The organism is Niallia oryzisoli, assembly GCF_043641075.1.
In the GTDB taxonomy this organism is placed as follows: Bacteria; Bacillota; Bacilli; order Bacillales; family Cytobacillaceae; genus Bacillus_BD; species Bacillus_BD oryzisoli_A.
Genome location: NZ_JBHZRC010000002.1, coordinates 343,182 through 361,400, shown reverse-complemented (window position 1 = coordinate 361,400; position 18,219 = coordinate 343,182). Strand labels below are relative to the sequence as shown.

The 18,219-nt window shown below is 37.4% G+C and carries 13 protein-coding genes; 10 read left to right on the top strand and 3 right to left on the bottom strand.

The genetic code is table 11. The features are described from left to right. Window positions 1-50: 50 nt before the first annotated feature. Window positions 51-1,037, bottom strand: a complete 987-nt coding sequence (locus tag ACHUFV_RS11270; protein ID WP_394234099.1) for a DUF3231 family protein — start codon at window positions 1,035-1,037, stop codon at window positions 51-53. Window positions 1,038-1,898: 861 nt separating this feature from the next. Beyond that, on the bottom strand, window positions 1,899-2,579 hold the full coding sequence (locus tag ACHUFV_RS11265) for a GntR family transcriptional regulator (protein WP_394234097.1): 681 nt from the start codon (window positions 2,577-2,579) through the stop codon (window positions 1,899-1,901). A gap of 876 nt (window positions 2,580-3,455) precedes the next feature. Here ACHUFV_RS11265 and ACHUFV_RS11260 point away from each other — a divergent pair. From ACHUFV_RS11260 to ACHUFV_RS11240, 5 genes are all read left to right on the top strand, one after another. Continuing rightward, entirely contained in the window at window positions 3,456-4,631 is a 1,176-nt protein-coding gene (locus ACHUFV_RS11260; protein WP_394234095.1) for an iron-containing alcohol dehydrogenase, read from the top strand. A gap of 89 nt (window positions 4,632-4,720) precedes the next feature. After that, entirely contained in the window at window positions 4,721-6,019 is a 1,299-nt protein-coding gene (locus ACHUFV_RS11255) for an MFS transporter (protein WP_394234093.1), read from the top strand. 70 nt (window positions 6,020-6,089) lie between these two features. Beyond that, a complete protein-coding gene (locus tag ACHUFV_RS11250; RefSeq protein ID WP_394234092.1) occupies window positions 6,090-7,571 on the top strand; it encodes an NAD-dependent succinate-semialdehyde dehydrogenase in 1,482 nt (493 codons plus the stop codon). A 134-nt stretch (window positions 7,572-7,705) separates the two neighbouring features. Next, complete coding sequence (lhgO, locus tag ACHUFV_RS11245; protein ID WP_394234090.1) at window positions 7,706-8,917, top strand: L-2-hydroxyglutarate oxidase; 1,212 nt, start codon at window positions 7,706-7,708, stop codon at window positions 8,915-8,917. 639 nt (window positions 8,918-9,556) lie between these two features. Further along, the gene (locus ACHUFV_RS11240) at window positions 9,557-10,054 is read left to right on the top strand and encodes an LURP-one-related/scramblase family protein (protein WP_394234088.1); all 498 of its coding nucleotides are present in this window, start codon (window positions 9,557-9,559) and stop codon (window positions 10,052-10,054) included. A 104-nt stretch (window positions 10,055-10,158) separates the two neighbouring features. Here the strand turns inward: ACHUFV_RS11240 and ACHUFV_RS11235 are convergent, their stop codons facing one another. Beyond that, the gene (locus ACHUFV_RS11235) at window positions 10,159-10,284 is read right to left on the bottom strand and encodes a hypothetical protein (RefSeq protein ID WP_394234086.1); all 126 of its coding nucleotides are present in this window, start codon (window positions 10,282-10,284) and stop codon (window positions 10,159-10,161) included. Between the two features lie 402 nt (window positions 10,285-10,686). Between ACHUFV_RS11235 and ACHUFV_RS11230 the strand changes: the two genes are divergently transcribed. From ACHUFV_RS11230 to ACHUFV_RS11210, 5 genes are all read left to right on the top strand, one after another. Then, on the top strand, window positions 10,687-12,150 hold the full coding sequence (locus ACHUFV_RS11230; RefSeq protein ID WP_394234084.1) for a spore germination protein: 1,464 nt from the start codon (window positions 10,687-10,689) through the stop codon (window positions 12,148-12,150). An 18-nt stretch (window positions 12,151-12,168) separates the two neighbouring features. Next, window positions 12,169-13,269, top strand: coding sequence for a GerAB/ArcD/ProY family transporter (locus tag ACHUFV_RS11225; protein WP_394234082.1), 1,101 nt, complete (start codon window positions 12,169-12,171; stop codon window positions 13,267-13,269). Beyond that, window positions 13,256-14,503, top strand: a complete 1,248-nt coding sequence (locus ACHUFV_RS11220; RefSeq protein WP_394234080.1) for a Ger(x)C family spore germination protein — start codon at window positions 13,256-13,258, stop codon at window positions 14,501-14,503. Before ACHUFV_RS11225 ends, ACHUFV_RS11220 begins: the two co-directional genes overlap by 14 nt. A gap of 333 nt (window positions 14,504-14,836) precedes the next feature. Beyond that, on the top strand, window positions 14,837-16,009 hold the full coding sequence (locus ACHUFV_RS11215) for an MFS transporter (RefSeq protein ID WP_394234078.1): 1,173 nt from the start codon (window positions 14,837-14,839) through the stop codon (window positions 16,007-16,009). 434 nt (window positions 16,010-16,443) lie between these two features. After that, window positions 16,444-18,024: an FMN-binding glutamate synthase family protein gene (locus tag ACHUFV_RS11210; RefSeq protein ID WP_394234076.1), complete on the top strand. Its 1,581-nt coding sequence runs from the start codon at window positions 16,444-16,446 to the stop codon at window positions 18,022-18,024. The last annotated feature ends 195 nt before the right edge of the window (window positions 18,025-18,219 follow it).

The window sequence follows — 18,219 nt, the reverse complement described above, 5'->3', positions numbered from 1 at the left end:
CTCAAGGGGTTTTGTGTACTTCTTAAAATCGCAGTTATGGTGAAGTTTCACTAAGATAATTCTCGTCGATCAACGGAACTTGGAGGTTCCTCAAACCATCCATTTGCAATCAGGATATTTGCGCAGTCTTCCGCAAGCTTGACATCCCTTGCGATGGCAGACGAATATTTGAGCCCGAGGTCGCGCCTCATGGAGCCGGATAAGGCGGTTCCATAATAAGCCATGGCAGCTTGAATTAAAAATGCACAATGGAACATTATCAATTTATCCGAAAATGGCGCAATCTGAGAATCTGTAACATGGGTGTCCCATGTGATGGCAGAACTGATGAAGTCTTCATGAAGGATGGTAGTAAAAATTTCAATATGTTCAGCTGCCACTTGTACCACTTCCTCCATGAATCGGCGAATCTCTTTTAATTTGGCGGTTTGGCTGAAACCGAGAGCCAAGCCTTTAGTCAAGATGGTTTTCTGCAAGTTAAAATAAAGACTGGAGATTTCTATTGTATTCAATGGTCGTTGGTGCCCAAACCAGCCGGCTAAAAAGTTTTGTTTTTCCGCAAATTCGATTTTTTCCGGAAGCGCTATAGTGGGGGAACGTTCCATGAAACCTTTCGATTGCAGCAATTCCAACGTAGTTTCGTACAATTCATTAGATTCCTTGTATGTTTCGAAATAGAATTGACGAACGTCCCGCCTGCGGGAAGCGGTGATTCCAAGTGAATAAGCGGTCAATCCGTGTATCGACATTTGGTGCAGATAGAACAGCCAGAGTTCATCTGAAAACAATCGTGGTGCGTTTAAATGGACATCTTCCTCTGTAAATCCTTTGGGAATCGGAAAATGTTCCTGATTGAAAATGGCGGTGATTTTTTGAACAATGTTCTCTGCTATATTCAAAGCATTGCAAAAAGCAGCGTTAATTTCTGGATCTTGAATAGTTTGCAATGCATATTTGTTTACGCATAGAGCCATCGTGTTATTCATATAGGGAGTCCATAAATTCGATACATCGAGTGCAACTATTTTTTTCTCCATTGCAATCCTCCACAATTTTTTAAATCTAATTCATGCAAATAACCAACGCAGTTTTACAGAAATGTACTTTAAATGTTAGGCTTCTATTTTTTATTGGTTTTTATGTATTTTAGTCACAAAGTTTGCATCCAGCCAAAGTCAATCGGCATGGTGTTTCTCCGCTGGCACATCAATTTCATCCGGACGCAGCATCTTAGGTAATAGAACTAAATTAAGGAAATAAATTTGTAAGAAGGTAATTCAATTTTTTTCAAATGAAAAAAAGATAGTGAAGAAATGTACTTAAGCAATTTTACTTTGGTAAGCACTACAGAAACTATCAGGTTATAGTGCAAAATGCATCAATCATAAATAAGCAGATTATATATTAAAACAGATGTATTCAAGCACGAGAGTGGTTTTTTTCAAGCATTTCCCATTATGCACGGACAAGGATGAAGATTTTGTAGGCTTTTGTGAAAGCTATGATGATAAAGAAGCTATTAAGTTATCAAAAATATTATTAAGAGAAGATTGGACAGATACAAGGAATTAAAAATAAAACGCATTGGTTGTTGATGAACCAAGGCGTTTTATATAAGAAGCTGAACATTTGGGGAGTGAGCTTATTCATTCCCTTTATTTGTGTTGCAAAAGGTATACCATTGTTTCTATAGAGTGGTTTATCGCATCGCACTAAATTATTTTATTGACTCTGATACCATTTTGCTACTTTTTCTATTTAGGCCAACTAATAATAGAAATATATATTATCTGCTGTAAGAAAAAAAGTGAATAATTTTTCCGGCTTATAATGAATCCTTTTTTCCTGCTTCTATCCATCACTATTATTGTAAATTTTTCTCGGCACTACTTGCATTTCTATTTTCCAGTGAGGAGGTTGTCTTTCCTTTCCAACAAACGATTAATGGAATCTTGGATATGATTGGTGATTGCTTGTTCGGCTCTGTATACATCTCTTGTTTTAATTGCTTCAATAATTTCTAGATGTTCCGATGGTGCTAATGTTTTATCCAACTGACCTCTAACATGATAAAAACGGCCTATATGTAGGTGAATATGCATGCCTTCATAAGCTTCAATTAGAAAGGGGTTCCCTCCAGCTCTCATAATAGAAAGGTGAAATTGCTCATCCAAATATGTGAAATCCAGTATTTGTTTATTTATCGGTCCTGGGTCGATGGAATACATTTGCTGTGTAAGCCGAGATAGCTCTTCCGTCACACTCAAATGATTGTTTCGAATAATATCCCGAATGGAATGGATCTCCAGTAAAGTACGTGCTTCTAGCATTTTTGTCATACTATTTGTATCTAAAGTATCACTGACGCGATACCCTTTATTTGGTTCCAAAATTACTAATTTTTCAGAACTGAGTCGTGACAATGCTTCCCTTAGTGGAATAGCACTTACTTTAAATTCCTTCGTTAAATTACTTATATTGATTTTTTGTCCAGGAGATAAACTCCTATCGAAAATCTTTTCTTTTAATAAATTATAGAGAAGCTCTGTTGTCTCTCCTCTTTCCTTTTCCTTTATCATCAAAATTCCCCCAATTTTTTTAAATCCTGTGTGTAATGGTGTTGAAGTTAAACCAAATTGACATTTGAAACTCTGCGATACATATAAACCAAAACGATACCATCTTGCAATGATTTTCTGTATAGTTGGACGTTAAAGAAAATTAGGTGGAAATTTAATAAAATCCAATATTCTAACACTTTAAATATACCATCATTATCAATAATTGTATATTAAGTTAAATAATTGATTAAAAATAATATATAATAATTCCTTGTTTAATATATATAATTCTCTATTATTTATTTAAATCTTCATTAAAAACCTTTTATTATCAACGTTTATACAAAGTAACAGAATATTATAAATAAAAAATATTTACAAAATAATATATGATATGTTATATTCTTGGAAAGAAATAATATATTATTTTGAATAATTGCATCAAGTTATGTATGAAAATGAGACAGCCTTATTCACGTAAAGATTACGCTTCTTCTAAAAGGGTTTCCTTATTAAGTAAAGATTCACGAAAAATAATTAGAAAATATCGAAAATTGGGAATGTTAGAGAAAAAATAGGTCTCTAACTGTAAAATAAAGAAGGGAGTTACCATAAAGAAAAGGATATTTCAGAAATTGTTGACAAGACAAATCAGATTGACCGCTTAATTTGGAATAACCCAAGAGTGACAATCCAAAGTAGTTTGGAGGAATTGCTTACTGAAGCGCTGTGAAAATAATGAGTTACTATTTTCGTAAATTTTGACGTGGATATACTAGAAAGTGGTTTTAATAGTATTGCTGTGTTAAAGGTGGTTAGTGATGGAATGGCCTGACGAGGTCTAAATCTGGTAAAACACAGCCCAAATAATTAAATGAAAGGAAGTTTTTTTAAATGTCTATATTGCCTTTTACTTATTTTATGCCGACACGAGTGGAATGCGGTAATGGAATATCTACTAAAACAGGGGAACTTGTTAAAGATTTAGGAGTATCAAGTGTACTGATTGTAACAGATAAGGGAGTAAGAGGAGCTGGCATTCTAGAAGGAATCGTAGCATCGATTAATGCGGCTGACCTAAAATATGAGATTTACGATGAAGTAGAGCCTAACCCTTCAGTTGAAACGATTCAGCAGGGGATAGAATACCTAAAGCAACATAATTTTGAGTCAGTAATGGGCATAGGTGGAGGAAGCAGCATTGATACAGCCAAGGCTATTGCTGCGATGTCAACCAATCCCGGTCATATTCTTGAATATGAAGGTGTTGGTAAGCTTAAAAACTCTCCGCTTCCAATCATAGCAATCCCGACTACAGCCGGAACGGGGAGCGAGGCGACTAATTCGACTGTTGTAACTAATAAGGAAACATCCTTTAAATTAGGTGTTCTAAGCCCGCTTTTATTTCCAAACCTTGCTATACTGGATTCGAGTCTTACTCTACACTTGCCTCAAGGGATTACCGCAGCAACAGGTATGGATGCTTTAACCCATGCAATAGAATCCTATACATCAAAGGCAGCTAGCCCTATTAGCCAAGGATTCGCGATGCAGGCAATTAAAATGATTGGAAAGAATTTGACAAGGTCATATTTTGTGGGAACAGATGTAGAAAGTAGAGAAAACATGCTTGTAGCTTCTTTGTTAGCGGGGGTAGCATTTTCACAATCTCGTTTGGGAAATGTCCATGCTATTTCCCATACATTTGGTGGAGTATTTAACATTCCGCACGGAATTGCCAATGCAGCGCTTTTGCCTTTTGTAATGAAATTTAATCTACCGGCCTGCACAGAACAATACAGGGAAATAGCAATCGCTTTAGGAAATGATGTAAGTGGATTATCTACCATGCAGGCTGCCAACAAAGCGATTGATAGTGTTGTAGAGATGAATTGTGCAATGAATATCCCTCTGAATATAAAAGAATTGGGAGTTTCATTAGACGCTTTACCAAAACTGGTTGAAGACTCTATGAGGAGTGGAAATGTATTCGTAAACCCAAGATTGACAATGGCCTCTGATATTCAGACAATCATCGAGAAAGCCTATGCAGGAGATCTATCAAGTTAACGATACTATTTAATAGTAGACAGTAATAGTAAATATGGAAGCGAATTCATTTCCTCTGCCTAATAAAATTATATATTCGAGGTGCAAATATGAAAAAAACGAATGGAAGATGGTTAGTGGTTTTCCTCCTGTTTGTTGCTACGACAATTAATTATATGGATAGAGCCATTCTTGGTATCGCTGGTCCCTCGATGATGGAGGATCTTTCTATATCGGCGGTTGAATTCGGGATACTTGGTTCAGCGTTCTTTTGGTCTTATGCATTGATGCAAATACCTGTTGGTGTCATCGTTGATAAATTAGGAGCCCGTGTAACCTATGCGATTGCTGTCATTTGGTGGTCTATTTGTACAATAGCAACTGGTTTTGGTCGCTCAATTGGACCATTAATTGGTATTCGAGTACTAATGGGAATAGGAGAGGCACCGGCGTTTCCGACTAATACACGTGTTATCTCAGATTGGTTGCCATCCCACGAACGAGGAAAAGCAAATGGTATTTTTAATTCCGGAACCGCGATTGGGATTGGTATGACCACACCAATCATAGCTTGGATTATTCAAAATTGGGGTTGGCAAATGGCATTCGTGGGGATTGGCTCTTTAGGTTTTGTATGGCTTGTATTTTGGTTGTTTTATTTCAAGAACAATCCAAAGAATAGCACCATTGTGAATAAAGCTGAGCTGGACTATATCAAAGGAGAACATCACGAAAAGGTAGAAAAGGCTACACCAATAAACATCTCGCCATTTAAATTTTTAAAATTCAGAAGTGTTTATCCATTGTTATATGGGTTGTTTGCCCATAACTATCTCACTTACCTGATGATGACTTGGCTCCCTACTTATCTAGTAGTTGAAAGGGAAATGACATTATTAAAAGCTGGTTTTTTCACAATGCTTCCTTGGATCATGTCTTTTATCGGGAATATTGCGGGAGGTTTCTTATCAGATAAGTTAATTAAAAAGGGTTGGAATCCGATAAAATCCAGAAAAACTATCTTAGCTATTGGAATGCTATTCCCATTGGCTATTATTCCTACTATCTATACAGATACCGCGATGATGGCCCTTATATATATATCCATTGCAATCGGAGGCGAAGGATTGGCTGCCGGCATTTTATGGGCGACTGTTGCAGAAGTGGCACCAAAGGGTGCGGAAGGAAAACTTGCTGGACTGCAAAATTTTGTAGGGAACTTGTCCGGATGGATTGCTCCGGTCGCTACTGGGGTTTTAGTAGCTACATTTAATAGTTTCACAATAGCGCTGCTCATCCCAGTGGGTATTTGTCTACTTGCAGCAGTTGGGTATACCTTTTTCCTTAAAAATGAGAGGATTTCCATTAATCCAGACCTCGAAAAAGGAACGACAGCTGCAGGACTATAATCGTTTTCCATTGCTTTTCAAAATAAGATGAATGATATATTGGAAAAATGATATAAAAGGGGATAAAATCGTGAAAACAAATAATAGTGTAATAGATTTAATAGATTTATCAGAAATAAAAATGTATATAAATGGAAAATGGCAAGGTGCACAAAATGGAGAGATATTTTCTGTTATCAATCCTTCTACGGGAGAGGTTGTAGCGAATATTCCAAGGGGCGGGCAAATTGAGACGAAGCATGCCATCGAATCCGCTGAACAAGCGTTTAAAACATGGTCAAAATTAACAGCCAACGAACGTGCGAGCTATTTGCTCAAAGTCCATGATCTCATGTATGAATACAAAGACCAATTAGCTGAAATCATGAGTTTGGAAATGGGGAAACCATTCACTGAGGCACAGGGTGAGGTAGGATTTGCTGCCAGTTACTTACAGTGGTTCGCTGAAGAAGGTCGCCGAGTTTACGGAGAAACCATTCCGCCGTCTGCTGCAAACAAAAGATTGATGGTTATTAAGCAGCCAATTGGCGTGGTAGCCGCTATCACACCATGGAATTTTCCATTGGCGATGATGACAAGAAAGGTAGCACCAGCGATGGCGTCGGGATGTACCTCCATAGTAAAACCTGCTGGTCAATCACCTATTAGTGCCTTAGCATTTGGAAAGCTGCTGGAAATGGCTGGTGTTCCTAATGGAGTGGTTAATATTATTACAGGCTCCTCTGGACCAATCTCGGATGAAATCTTTGCAAATCCTACTGTTAAGAAAATATCTTTTACTGGATCAACTGAAGTTGGAAAAATGCTAGTGAAAAAATCAGCAGCCCAATTAAAGCGTTTATCATTGGAATTAGGAGGTCATGCACCTTTCATCGTTTTTGAGGATGCAGATATAGAGGCTGCTGCTTCAGGCGCACTGGCGAGTAAATTTAGAAACACTGGACAAACATGTGTTTGTGCAAACAGAATTTACGTGCAACGTTCCATCATTGAAAAGTTTTCAGCGCTTTTTGTGGAAAAAGCGAAGGCACTTAAAGTTGGCAATAGCATTGACCCTAGTGTCCAAGTCGGCCCGCTGGTTAGTTACGACGGGTTAGCGAAAGTGGAAGAGCATGTAAATGATGCCGTATCGAAAGGAGCCCGCATTTTATGTGGTGGAAAACGATTAGAAGGGGACCTATCCGATGGATTATTTTACGAGCCTACGATTCTAGGGGAAGTCAATTCGGACATGTTGATTACAACTGACGAAACGTTTGGTCCAGTTGCTCCTATCATTGCATTTGATACGGAAGAAGAAGTAATAGAATTGGCCAATAAGACAGAATATGGGTTAGCCGCCTATTTTTATACGCAAAACATTAGTAGATCTGTAAGGGTTTCGGAAGCATTACAATTTGGTATTATCGGTATGAATGATGCAGTTCCGACTGTTGCCCAAGCTCCATTTGGAGGCTTTAAGGAGAGCGGAATGGGCAAAGAAGGCGGTCATCAGGGAATTAGTGAATATCTAGAAGAGAAATACATTTCGATGGGGATTGAAGCTAAATAAAAAAAACGTATAGAGTAAGGACGCAGGTCTTTGCTCTATACCATTATCCATAGCTAAGGTGAAAGACATCACTAAAGGCTTTATTAGGGGAAACATCATGGATATTATAAAAATTTTATAAAAAGAGGGATAGTATGTATGATTTTTGTATTGTAGGTGGAGGAATCATTGGTTTATCAACAGGTATGACACTGACGAAAAGATATCCAAATGCAAAGATCGTCTTGATTGAGAAGGAAAAACAATTAGCCAATCATCAAACAGGCCATAACAGCGGTGTTATTCATTCTGGAATCTATTATAAGCCGGGCAGTTTTAAAGCGAAATTTGCTCATGCAGGTAACGCAGCAATGGTCAGATTTTGCCAAGAAAATGGGATTGATTATGATGTATGTGGTAAAGTGATTGTCGCAACTGAACAGAAAGAGATTCCATTCATGGATAACCTTTTCAAACGAGGTATTCAGAATGGGCTGGACGTTAAAAAGATTGGGCCAGAGGAACTGAAAGAGATAGAACCCCATGTAGCGGGAGTTGGCGCTATTCGGGTTCCGAGTTGCGGTATTGCCGATTACAAGGGAGTATCCTTGAAATTTGCGCAAATAATCCAGGAAGGCGGAGGTGATATCTACCTCGATACGAAAGTGGAAAATTTGATTGAAAAAGCGGATGGGGTTACGATTGAAACGAATAAGGGTACAATAAAATCTCGTTTTCTCATCAATTGTGCAGGTTTGCAAAGTGATAGAGTGGCAAAGTTGGCTGGATTGAAAACAGGTATGAAAATCGTTCCCTTTCGGGGTGAGTATTATGAGTTGACTCCGGAAAAAAGGCACCTTGTAAAGCACTTGATCTATCCAGTCCCAAATCCAGATTTTCCGTTTCTTGGGGTCCACTTTACCCGTATGATAAACGGCGAGGTTCATGCCGGGCCAAATGCAGTATTGGCTTTTAAACGTGAGGGATATAAAAAGACAGACATTAATGTCAAGGATTTGATAGAGGTCCTGACCTATCGGGGTTTCTGGAAGATGGCTATGCCGAACATGAAAGAAGGCATGAAGGAATATGTTCGTTCCTTCAGCAAGCAGGCCTTTTTGAACAGCCTTCAACGTCTAATTCCGGAATTGACAGAGAAAGATATCATTCCTACACATGCTGGGGTTCGGGCGCAGGCTTTAATGCAAGACGGAAGTATGGTAGATGATTTTGCAATCTTTAAAGGAAATAACTCACTTCATATTTGTAATGCTCCCTCCCCTGCTGCAACAGCATCTATTCAAATTGGAAATGCTGTAGTCGAACGTATCGCTGACAGTTCACAAATCTTAGACCAATTGGCCTGATGAAGAGTGAATCTTTGTTACAATATCCCATCAATGAAGAAACACAATCTTTGTTGTTGGTTGAAGAACGAGCCCAAACCATTTATAAGCGAAAGCGCTCCTATGTTCAGGACACGGGATTAACTTTCGTGGAAGGTCAAAGGTACTATCGATTAATTACCGAAATACTTCTAATGATTTGTCACAGTGACCGCCAGATTATTAAGCGGAAAATAGTATTTCGGGGATTTCTATTCGTAATTTTACTAGTACATTTATGAAGTTCGCTAATAAATAAGAAAGGAAGCAAGAGAAGCCCTCTGCTTCCTTTTATATTGCGATTTTACAGCTTATTTAATCAATGATGAAAGTGGGTAAAGAACGAAACCACTTCTGAAACAAGAAGTCCATGTAGTGATTCTAAGTTTTCTCTTTTTAGCCAAAGTAATTCCATTCTGATTAGTCATTTGTGCTTGGGAATCCCTACATACGTGGAGCAGATTTTTTTCAGGAATATGTTATATCTTAATTTGTATGAATGGGAAGTTGGGTCGATGTACCTGCCCCCTCGATCATCTTATTTTTAATGCATAAGGCTTGGAACCAATACCCATTTCAAACGTAAGTAATATAAAAGACTTAACGGTGGGAGGCATAGATATGAGGGAGCTTTATATAAAGCAGAAGGTATTCAGTCTCAGAGGGAAATTTACAGTAAAGGATCAGCAGGAGAAAGATATCTATTACGTGGAGGGAAGTTTTATGCAAGTTCCAAAGACTTTCTCCATTATGAATACAAAAAGAGAAGAAGTAGCACTCATTACGAAAAAGGTGTTCAGCTTTTTACCGAAATTTTTGGTTGAGGTGAATGGTCGGAAGGTATTAACAATTAAGAAGGAATTTTCCTTCTTAAAAGCACGATATACAATAGATGCGGCAGGCATTGAAGTACATGGTAATTGGTGGGATATGAATTTTGAAGTTTTACAGCATGGCAAAATCGTGGGTAAGGTGGGCAAGGAGTGGTTCACTTGGGGTGATAGCTACAAGGTTCAAATAATAGATGAAGAGATGGAAACCATTATTATTGCACTCGTGGTTGCCATTGATTGTGTGAAGGCTGATCAAGCAGCTGCTTCCACAGCATCGACGATTTAAGCAGAAGTGTAAAACTAAAGACTGATTGTGTTAAAGATCACGACCTAAATAGATGCGGTGAACCGTATTATAAATAAATGACTAGACCATTTTGGTACAGGGTTTTATATTCCATCTTCAGCAAATCGGCACTTTAATTGATTGCTGCTATGAAATGTACCATCCTTTACATAGTTTTTACCACGGAATGTCAAAAATGTACCATGAATGACAGGCAGTTTACTACTCAATCCCCTGGATAGACAAAATATAACAGCAAAGCTTTTGGATAAAATAAGTTTTAGTTGTTATACAAATCTGATTGATTTTCAATTAGATTTGTCTTCCGCAAACGGGCCATTTAACGGTATATGACTCTTAAGAAAGATGGTCATTTGCACCCCTCAATGTATGGTGGTGGTTTGAGTTGTTCGAGAAATTGTCCTAAATGTGGACTTAAGTGGGATACTGGTGATTATTTCGAATAATAATAGCAATTCTTCAAGAAGAGAGTTTGGGTTGTATTACCAAGCTCTCTTTGTTGGAAGATACCTTTTTCCTTTCCATTTTTTTCATGAATAAGAAAACATATGAACTACAGAGACTAACTCCTAAGTATAATGTTAATTTCAGGATGAAGGTGAAGGTAGGAAATGTACTTTCTTCATAAGCGGAGACCAAAGAATGAAAGAAAAGAGGAAATAAGCGGTAATCTAGATACCGATGTAAAAAAAGTAAAAGAGTTATTTTCTTACGGTCTAAATTCAGACTTAATAATGCGAGAGATTGTAGCAGATACTAATTATGTTTTGTTCTTTTTTTTGTCAATAGTGGACTCCATGAAGATAGAAAATAGTATTATTAAACCACTAATCATGTCTAATAGAAAAGGAGAGCTTCCCTCTACTATCACATCCCTAAGTGTGGAGGTCCTTAGTTGTTTTTCGGAAATTGAAAATAAATTAAATGAAGGAAATGTCATCTTGTTTGAAAAGGAAGGCAAGGCATACGCTATTAATGTATCCGATTTTAAGCATCGTGTCATAGAAAAACCACAAAACGAGAATGTCGTAAAGGGACCAAAAGAGGCTTTTACAGAATCATTATTGACCAATCTGTCATTGATAAGAAAGAAAATTCATGACAAAGACTTAATTGCTGAGAAAGTGGCTGTTGGTTCACGCTCTAAATTATACGTAACCCTTTTGTACATAAAAGACGTTGCTAGCGATCAAGTGCTGGAGAGCTTAAAAAAGAGAATTGAACGGATTGATACGGATAACGTACGAAATATAGAACTGCTTGAACAATATATAGAGGATAGGCCTTATTCGATACTGCCTACCATACTGTATACCGAAAGACCAGATCGTGTTGCCTCATATATTGAAGACGGTTATGTAGCTTTATTAATGGAAAACTCTTCAGCTTCTTTAATATTACCAGTAACCTTCTGGTCTTATTTTCATTCACCAGAAGATCGTTATTTACGTCTTGTATTTGGAAACTTTTCGAGATTAGTTCGATTTTTTGCTGTATTTATCACTCTATTTATATCATCCATTTATGTGGCTCTAACGAACTTTCATTTTGAAATGATACCTCAAGATTTGTTGCTGGCAATCTCCAGTGCTCGAGAAAGAGTTCCTTTCCCGGTTCCAATAGAGGTTCTCATAATGGAGTTTGCTTTTGAATTAATCAGAGAAGCGGGACTTCGTATTCCCAGCCCCCTAGGACCCACAATAGGGATTGTTGGAGCTTTGATTTTAGGCCAAGCAGCGGTCGAAGCCAATATTATTAGCCCCATTATCGTTATTGTGGCTGCTTTATCTGGACTTTCATCCTTTGCAGTTGGGGATGTTAGTTTTAACTATACGGTTCGAATTACACGGTTTCTTTTTATCTTTTCATCAATGCTTTTTGGGATTTTTAGTTTAATCGGTGCCTTTTTGTTATGGGTGATGTACATGACCTCGGTCAAGTCTTTCGGAGTTCCATACTTATCTCCGATGACTCCACATTATAAATCAGGAGGAGATTTTTTATTTCGAAAGGCCGTTTTTAAAGAAATCTGGAGACCAGGAAACATCAGGCCAAAAGATATCAAAAAGGAATAACGGAAAGGGAATTTATGTATGAAAGCAAAGGGAACTTTAAGAGCACGTGAATTTTCAGCCATCGTTCTTTTCTGTATTGGGATAAAGTTATCCGATACAAATCCAGTCATTTATGCTCAAACAGGAAAAAATGCTTTTTGGATCATGCCGATTATTTCTTTTCTGGTTATCTGTCCTTCTGCTTTAGTTCTTTTATTTTTATTAAATAAGCATCAAAATAAAAATTTAATTGAGTTGGTAAGACATATTATTGGAAATAAAGTGGGGAGTCTTTTCGCTTTTGTATTTTTCTTCATTACGTTTTCCGCTTTATCGATAGACAGTCGAAATTATGTTGAGACTTTAAATACGATGTATTATGAGGAATCTCCTCTACTATCTTTGTACTTCGTTTTTATGATTATTTGTGCTTTCGGAGCCAAAAAAGGTTTCGAAACGATAGGAAGTGTTTCATGGTCGGTTTTACCTTATATTGAAGCTTCTCTCTTATCTTTCGGACTCATATGTTTACAAGAAGTTGTTTGGCAAAGAATTTTTCCTATATTCGGTCCGGGATTGAAAGTATTGCTGATGGAAGGAGCCAAAAAAGGTGCTATTTTCTGGGACCTTTTTATTCTTACCATTGCTTATCCAGTTTTAAAAGATCAGAAGAGCTTTCACAACGGTTTTCTATTTGGGGGCGTTTTTTCACTGATTAAAATAACAGTAATTTTTTTTATTTACTGTACTTTTTTTGACTATAAATCAATTGAAAGAGTTGCTTTTCCGTTTCACGAAATAACTCAATATGTTAGTTTGGGTATGTTTTTTACTCATGTTGAAACCTATTTTATGACGTTCTGGGTACTTGCTGCATTATTGCGCTTCATGATTTATCTATATGTTGCATCGTGGCTGCTAGGAGAAACCTTTCGTTTAAAAGAATTTGAACCACTCATTTTGATATTGGGATTTCTCTCTATCACGGTAGGTATGATTCCTGAAGGTCCAATATTCGAGACGATGGCTATCAAAGGTGAGTTTTTAAACGTGTTAACACCTTTTTTTATTATTTTTCCGTTATTACTATGGGTAGTAGATAAAATAAAAGATAGGTTGATAAAAGATGAGATATTTTAGGGATTTGATTATTGTATGTTTATCTTTATTCCTTTTATCAGGCTGTTACGACAAAACGGAAATGGAACAACAGGGGTATGTTGCTGCTTTAGGATTAGATAAAACAGAAGGGGAAGAAGGCTTATTTGATATCACTTATCAAATATCAAACCCGGAAGTCGGTACTCAAGCAACGGGTGGCGGAACTCAAGAAAAACCAAAATATACCTATACCTTATCGGCTACTGATTTTTTGAGTGCTCAAAATACGGCAAATTCCTTTATAAGCAGGGAAATTACACTTGATTTTACAAAGATACTAGTGGTTTCTGAGGAACTGGCCCGGTCAGATGAATTCATGAATATTATGGAGACCGCATCAAGAACAAAAACATTAAAAAGTAACGTCAACATAATTGTTTCAAAAGAACGGGCTCAAGAATTTTTAGGGAACATAAAATCCGAGTTAGAGACAAGGCCGCATAAATATTTTCAATTTATCATTAATAGGGCTACAGAGATAGGAATTATTCCCAAAGCAGATATACATAATTTTTTTCAAATAACAGAAGGGGACGCTGATTTGTATCTAGCCATGTATGCAACATCACAAAGAGAAGGAAAATTAAGAAAAAATGAGGATGGATATATTGCAGGTGAAGTTCCACAAAAAGGGAAAAAAGAGATACAATTTATCGGGTCGGCCGTTTTCAAGGAAGGTAAATTAATTGATGTTATAACGGGAGATGAAACACGAATATGTAATGTTTTAGACAATACTAAACAGATGACAGATGTCTTAGCTGTATACCCAGACCCCATAAAAAATAAGTACAAAATAACGTTAAAATTTGTAAAGAATAAGAAAACCAAAGTCGATATCCATTATCAAAAGGAAAAGACTACAGAAATTAATGTCCTTGTCCCAGTTGAGATTGAAATACTGTCCGTTCCTAGTTTGGTTGATTATTCCTCAAATGATAAAAATAAAGAACTGTTAATAAAAAACTTAGAAAATGACTTGGAAACGAAATACAAAAAGTTTATAGCAAAAACACAGGAAGAATATAAAACGGACCCTTTTTATTGGTCTATTTATATTAGAAAATATTTTACAACCATTTCTGCTTATGAGGAAGCAAACTGGAGCCAAAAGATTTATCCTAACGCTAATATAGATGTTGACGTAAAATTGGAGAAAATCAGATTTGGTAAAAATCTTAAGGCAACAAATTTGTCGCAAGTGAGGGATTAATATGTTAATGCTGCTTTTTCATGTAGCTAGTGTGTTGATAGTCATCTATTCGTGGAAATATCTTCTTAGGATTTTTTTTAAGGAAAAAAACAAACCTGGTGGTATTGCAATATTATTGTTATTAATAGGTACTATCGCGTCTCCTTTCATTTTAAGTAGATTATAGTAAAATGTTCCAGGTATCGAATTCGGGATTATCCTAAGATGTTTTTCACTATGATATGTGGACGGAAATGATTCCAGAAGGTGGATATGGGATTCATGATTGTTGCATCGATGCCATAGTATTGTAAAAATCTAAATGTTATGATGCAACAATGAGGTGATACAAAAATGAACACACAACGTTGGATGAGTAGTCAGTTTTTTAGTTTTTTCATGACCTGGGGTATTTTTCTACCGTATTGGACCGGATGGATGATTCATACAAAAGGGATTACCGTTTCACAAGCTAGTTTGATTATGAGCCTTGGATTGGTTGCTAGAGGTCTCTCTACATTGATTGTATTTCCTTATTTCTCGGAAAAATTCAGTAGTAAAACATTACTACATGTAATGGCCATTGGTACCATCATCAGCCTTTTGACGTATATCCCGGCAATCTCTTTTATTGGCTTACTGTTGGCTACCTTGCTTTTACATTTCTTTTATCCAGCATTAATGCCAGCTTTAGATAGTGTAGCCGGTACACTTGTACAACATAAACAATTAGGGGATTACGGCAAGAGCCGTTCATTTGGTTCGATCGGATTTGTTGTGGCCGGAATAATCTTAACCTTGTTCACAGGAGCATGGGGTGATGAAGTCATCCTATGGGCCATGTTACTTGGGGCACTGATATTCCTATTTCTAGGGTTTATGAATTCACCGGTTATTTTATCGGAGAAACCGAAAATGGATCCTAATAAAAAACTCGGAATGATGAGCTTATTCCGTGTAAAACACTTTGGGTTAGTGCTTGTTATCGTGATTCTTTTACAAGCAGCACACGCCTCTTATTACAACTATGGCTATATCTTTTTACAAGAGATCCATGCACCTAAGTACTTGATTGGTCTAATTCTTAACATTGCCGTTTTAGCAGAGATCATTTTCTTTTCTATTGTCGACAAGCGTTTTCAGCAGTTTTCAGTAGGCTCCTTGTTGGCACTGGCGGCACTTGGTTCTACTGTACGATGGTTATTGGTATTTTCCTTTCCTACTGTGATTGTATTCAGTATGGCACAAACCTTGCATGCTTGCTCATTTGCCATGGGGCATTATGCCTTTATGAAATATTTGGTCAGAAATATTGCACCTGCACAGATTCCGAAAGCACAAGGCATGTATTCGGCGCTTGCACTTAGTTGGAGTACTGCCATATTCACCTTTTTTGGTGGCTATTTATACGAAATTGAGCCAAGCTATGCCTTTCTCGGAATGATTGTTTGCACCATACCGTCCATGTTGCTTGCGCTGTTCTATCGAAAAGTGGAGCTTAGACAGGAAGGGTTAATTTCTATTTAGACTTGTATCTAGGATTTCTACAACACAGGAAATCCTTACTTGTGAAATGTATTAAGCCTCATACAAAGACAGTAAATTAAAAAGAAGATGAACACTACATTTTGTAGCGATTCAACTTCTTTTTTGTTTGAAGGGGGATTTGTCTATTGTCCCTTGAACTGTTCATGATGTGTGTAACCAATTATATCTTAATATCAATCTTCGCATTTTTTATCGTCAGCTATTTGAGTTTCAAGTGTTTTCCGAGACATGGGTTCACTTCATTCTCGTGTTTCATTGACATGAAAGGCTCCATGGAGAGAAACCTATAAAAGACTTCTATGAAGCATCAAAACCGCCCCCGCGTTTCCGAAGAAAATAATCTGACTGCACAGTATAAATTTATCCCCCAAGATGAAAATTAGATTCATATACAGTTAAAAAGGGGGATACTGATGATTCTCGCAGATTTTTTTATTATTGCTGGAGGGTTTTTGCTCATATTGCTTTTTATCATCATCGTCATTTATCTAAGTTTTTTATTTGTTTTTGACAAAAATCAAAAGCGGCATTCTATCTTACGAAATTATCCTTTGCTTGGCAGGATGCGATATTTTCTAGAAAATATCGGACCTGAGTTCCGTCAATATTGGTTTAACGGTGATAACGAAGGGAAGCCCTTTTCAAGGGACGATTATGAGCATATTGTCAAATCGGCAAAATACAAACGGAATGTTGTCGGCTTTGGTTCGAAACGTGATTTTGAGGAGGAAGGATTCTTCATTCGAAATGATATGTTTCCGAAGTTAAACGAGGAGTTAAAGTTCGATCGTGCTGTAAAGGTTTTAACCAAAAGATATCTGTTGCTGAATGATCCGCTTTTTACTCAAAGAAAGGAAAAGTTAGAGGATGAAGAATCAGCTGCCTACCTATTACATGATGACGATGCTGTTGTGATTGGTCCTACTACCAAATATCCTTTTGTCCTTAAGGGATTAATCGGAATGTCAGGGATGAGTTACGGTGCACTTGGCCCTAATGCCATCACAGCCTTATCGGAAGGGCTTGGAATAGCGAAAGGTACTTGGATGAATACAGGAGAGGGAGGGTTATCTCCTTACCATTTAAAAGGTGAAGCAGACATCATTATGCAAATTGGACCAGCCATGTTCGGCGTGCGTGATAAAAATGGAAACATAGACTGGGATGAGTTAAAAAAGAAAAGCGAAATTCCTCAAGTAAAAGCCTTTGAAATCAAATTGGCCCAAGGCGCTAAAACACGCGGGGGGCATATTGATGCCGAGAAGGTTAATCCTGAAATTGCGGAGATTCGTAAAGTGGAACCATATAAATCGATTGACAGTCCTAACCGTTTTGTTCAGTTTGGTGATGTACCATCAATGGTTGAATTTATGGAAGAAATCCGTAATCATACGGGAATCCCAGTCGGAATGAAAATTGTTGTCGGAGGCACAGATAGTGTGGAAGATCTCGCCAAATACATGAAAGAGACAGGAAAAGGTCCTGACTTTATCACAGTGGATGGCGGTGAAGGAGGAACGGGTGCTTCCTATCAAGAACTGATAGATAGTGTTGGCCTGCCAATCAAATCAGCTCTTCCAATCGTTCATAACACCCTTCAGAAATACGGCGTTCGTGATCGCGTGAAAATTATTGCTTCTGGGAAGCTGTTTACTCCTGACAGGATTGCGGTCGCTTTGGCGATGGGGGCCGATCTTGTCAATATCGCACGTGCTTTTATGATTACAGTGGGATGCATTCAGACATTACAATGTCATTCCAATGGCTGTCCTGTGGGCGTGGCAACAACTGACCCTGAATTACAGGATGCACTCGTCATTGACGAAAAGAAACACCGTGTTGCCAACTATCTTATTACTCTTAGAAAGGGACTTTTTCGTGCAGCAGCAGCTGCTGGTTTGGATTCTCCAGTTCATTTTGAACCAAAACATATCATGTTTAAGGATGAAAAAGGCGTGGTCATTCCTTTAGAAAAAATCATGGAAAAACTATAGGTTTTTTATCTTTCACATTGGTGGGTAGTTATGGATAAAAAAGTACAGAATATGAAAATTAACAGAGTTACATTTTTGGTAACTGGTATTATCTTTATATTTTTTGGCTTTTTTATCTTTTTCCGACGGAAGACTCTCACCTCAAGGAACGAGAAGGAAGTAGCCCAGTGAAAAGGTGGAAGAAGAATGTCGGTT

Bases quoted from the DNA above. Each gene is read 5' to 3' on its own strand.
- ACHUFV_RS11240 (WP_394234088.1), top strand. From the start codon at position 9,557: ATGAGGGAGCTTTATATAAAGCAGAAGGTATTCAGTCTCAGAGGGAAA.
- ACHUFV_RS11270 (WP_394234099.1), bottom strand. From the start codon at position 1,037: ATGGAGAAAAAAATAGTTGCACTCGATGTATCGAATTTATGGACTCCC.
- ACHUFV_RS11260 (WP_394234095.1), top strand. From the start codon at position 3,456: ATGTCTATATTGCCTTTTACTTATTTTATGCCGACACGAGTGGAATGC.
- ACHUFV_RS11230 (WP_394234084.1), top strand. From the start codon at position 10,687: ATGTACTTTCTTCATAAGCGGAGACCAAAGAATGAAAGAAAAGAGGAA.
- ACHUFV_RS11220 (WP_394234080.1), top strand. From the start codon at position 13,256: ATGAGATATTTTAGGGATTTGATTATTGTATGTTTATCTTTATTCCTT.
- lhgO (WP_394234090.1), top strand. From the start codon at position 7,706: ATGTATGATTTTTGTATTGTAGGTGGAGGAATCATTGGTTTATCAACA.
- ACHUFV_RS11210 (WP_394234076.1), top strand. From the start codon at position 16,444: ATGATTCTCGCAGATTTTTTTATTATTGCTGGAGGGTTTTTGCTCATA.
- ACHUFV_RS11265 (WP_394234097.1), bottom strand. From the start codon at position 2,579: ATGATAAAGGAAAAGGAAAGAGGAGAGACAACAGAGCTTCTCTATAAT.
- ACHUFV_RS11255 (WP_394234093.1), top strand. From the start codon at position 4,721: ATGAAAAAAACGAATGGAAGATGGTTAGTGGTTTTCCTCCTGTTTGTT.
- ACHUFV_RS11215 (WP_394234078.1), top strand. From the start codon at position 14,837: ATGAACACACAACGTTGGATGAGTAGTCAGTTTTTTAGTTTTTTCATG.
- ACHUFV_RS11225 (WP_394234082.1), top strand. From the start codon at position 12,169: ATGAAAGCAAAGGGAACTTTAAGAGCACGTGAATTTTCAGCCATCGTT.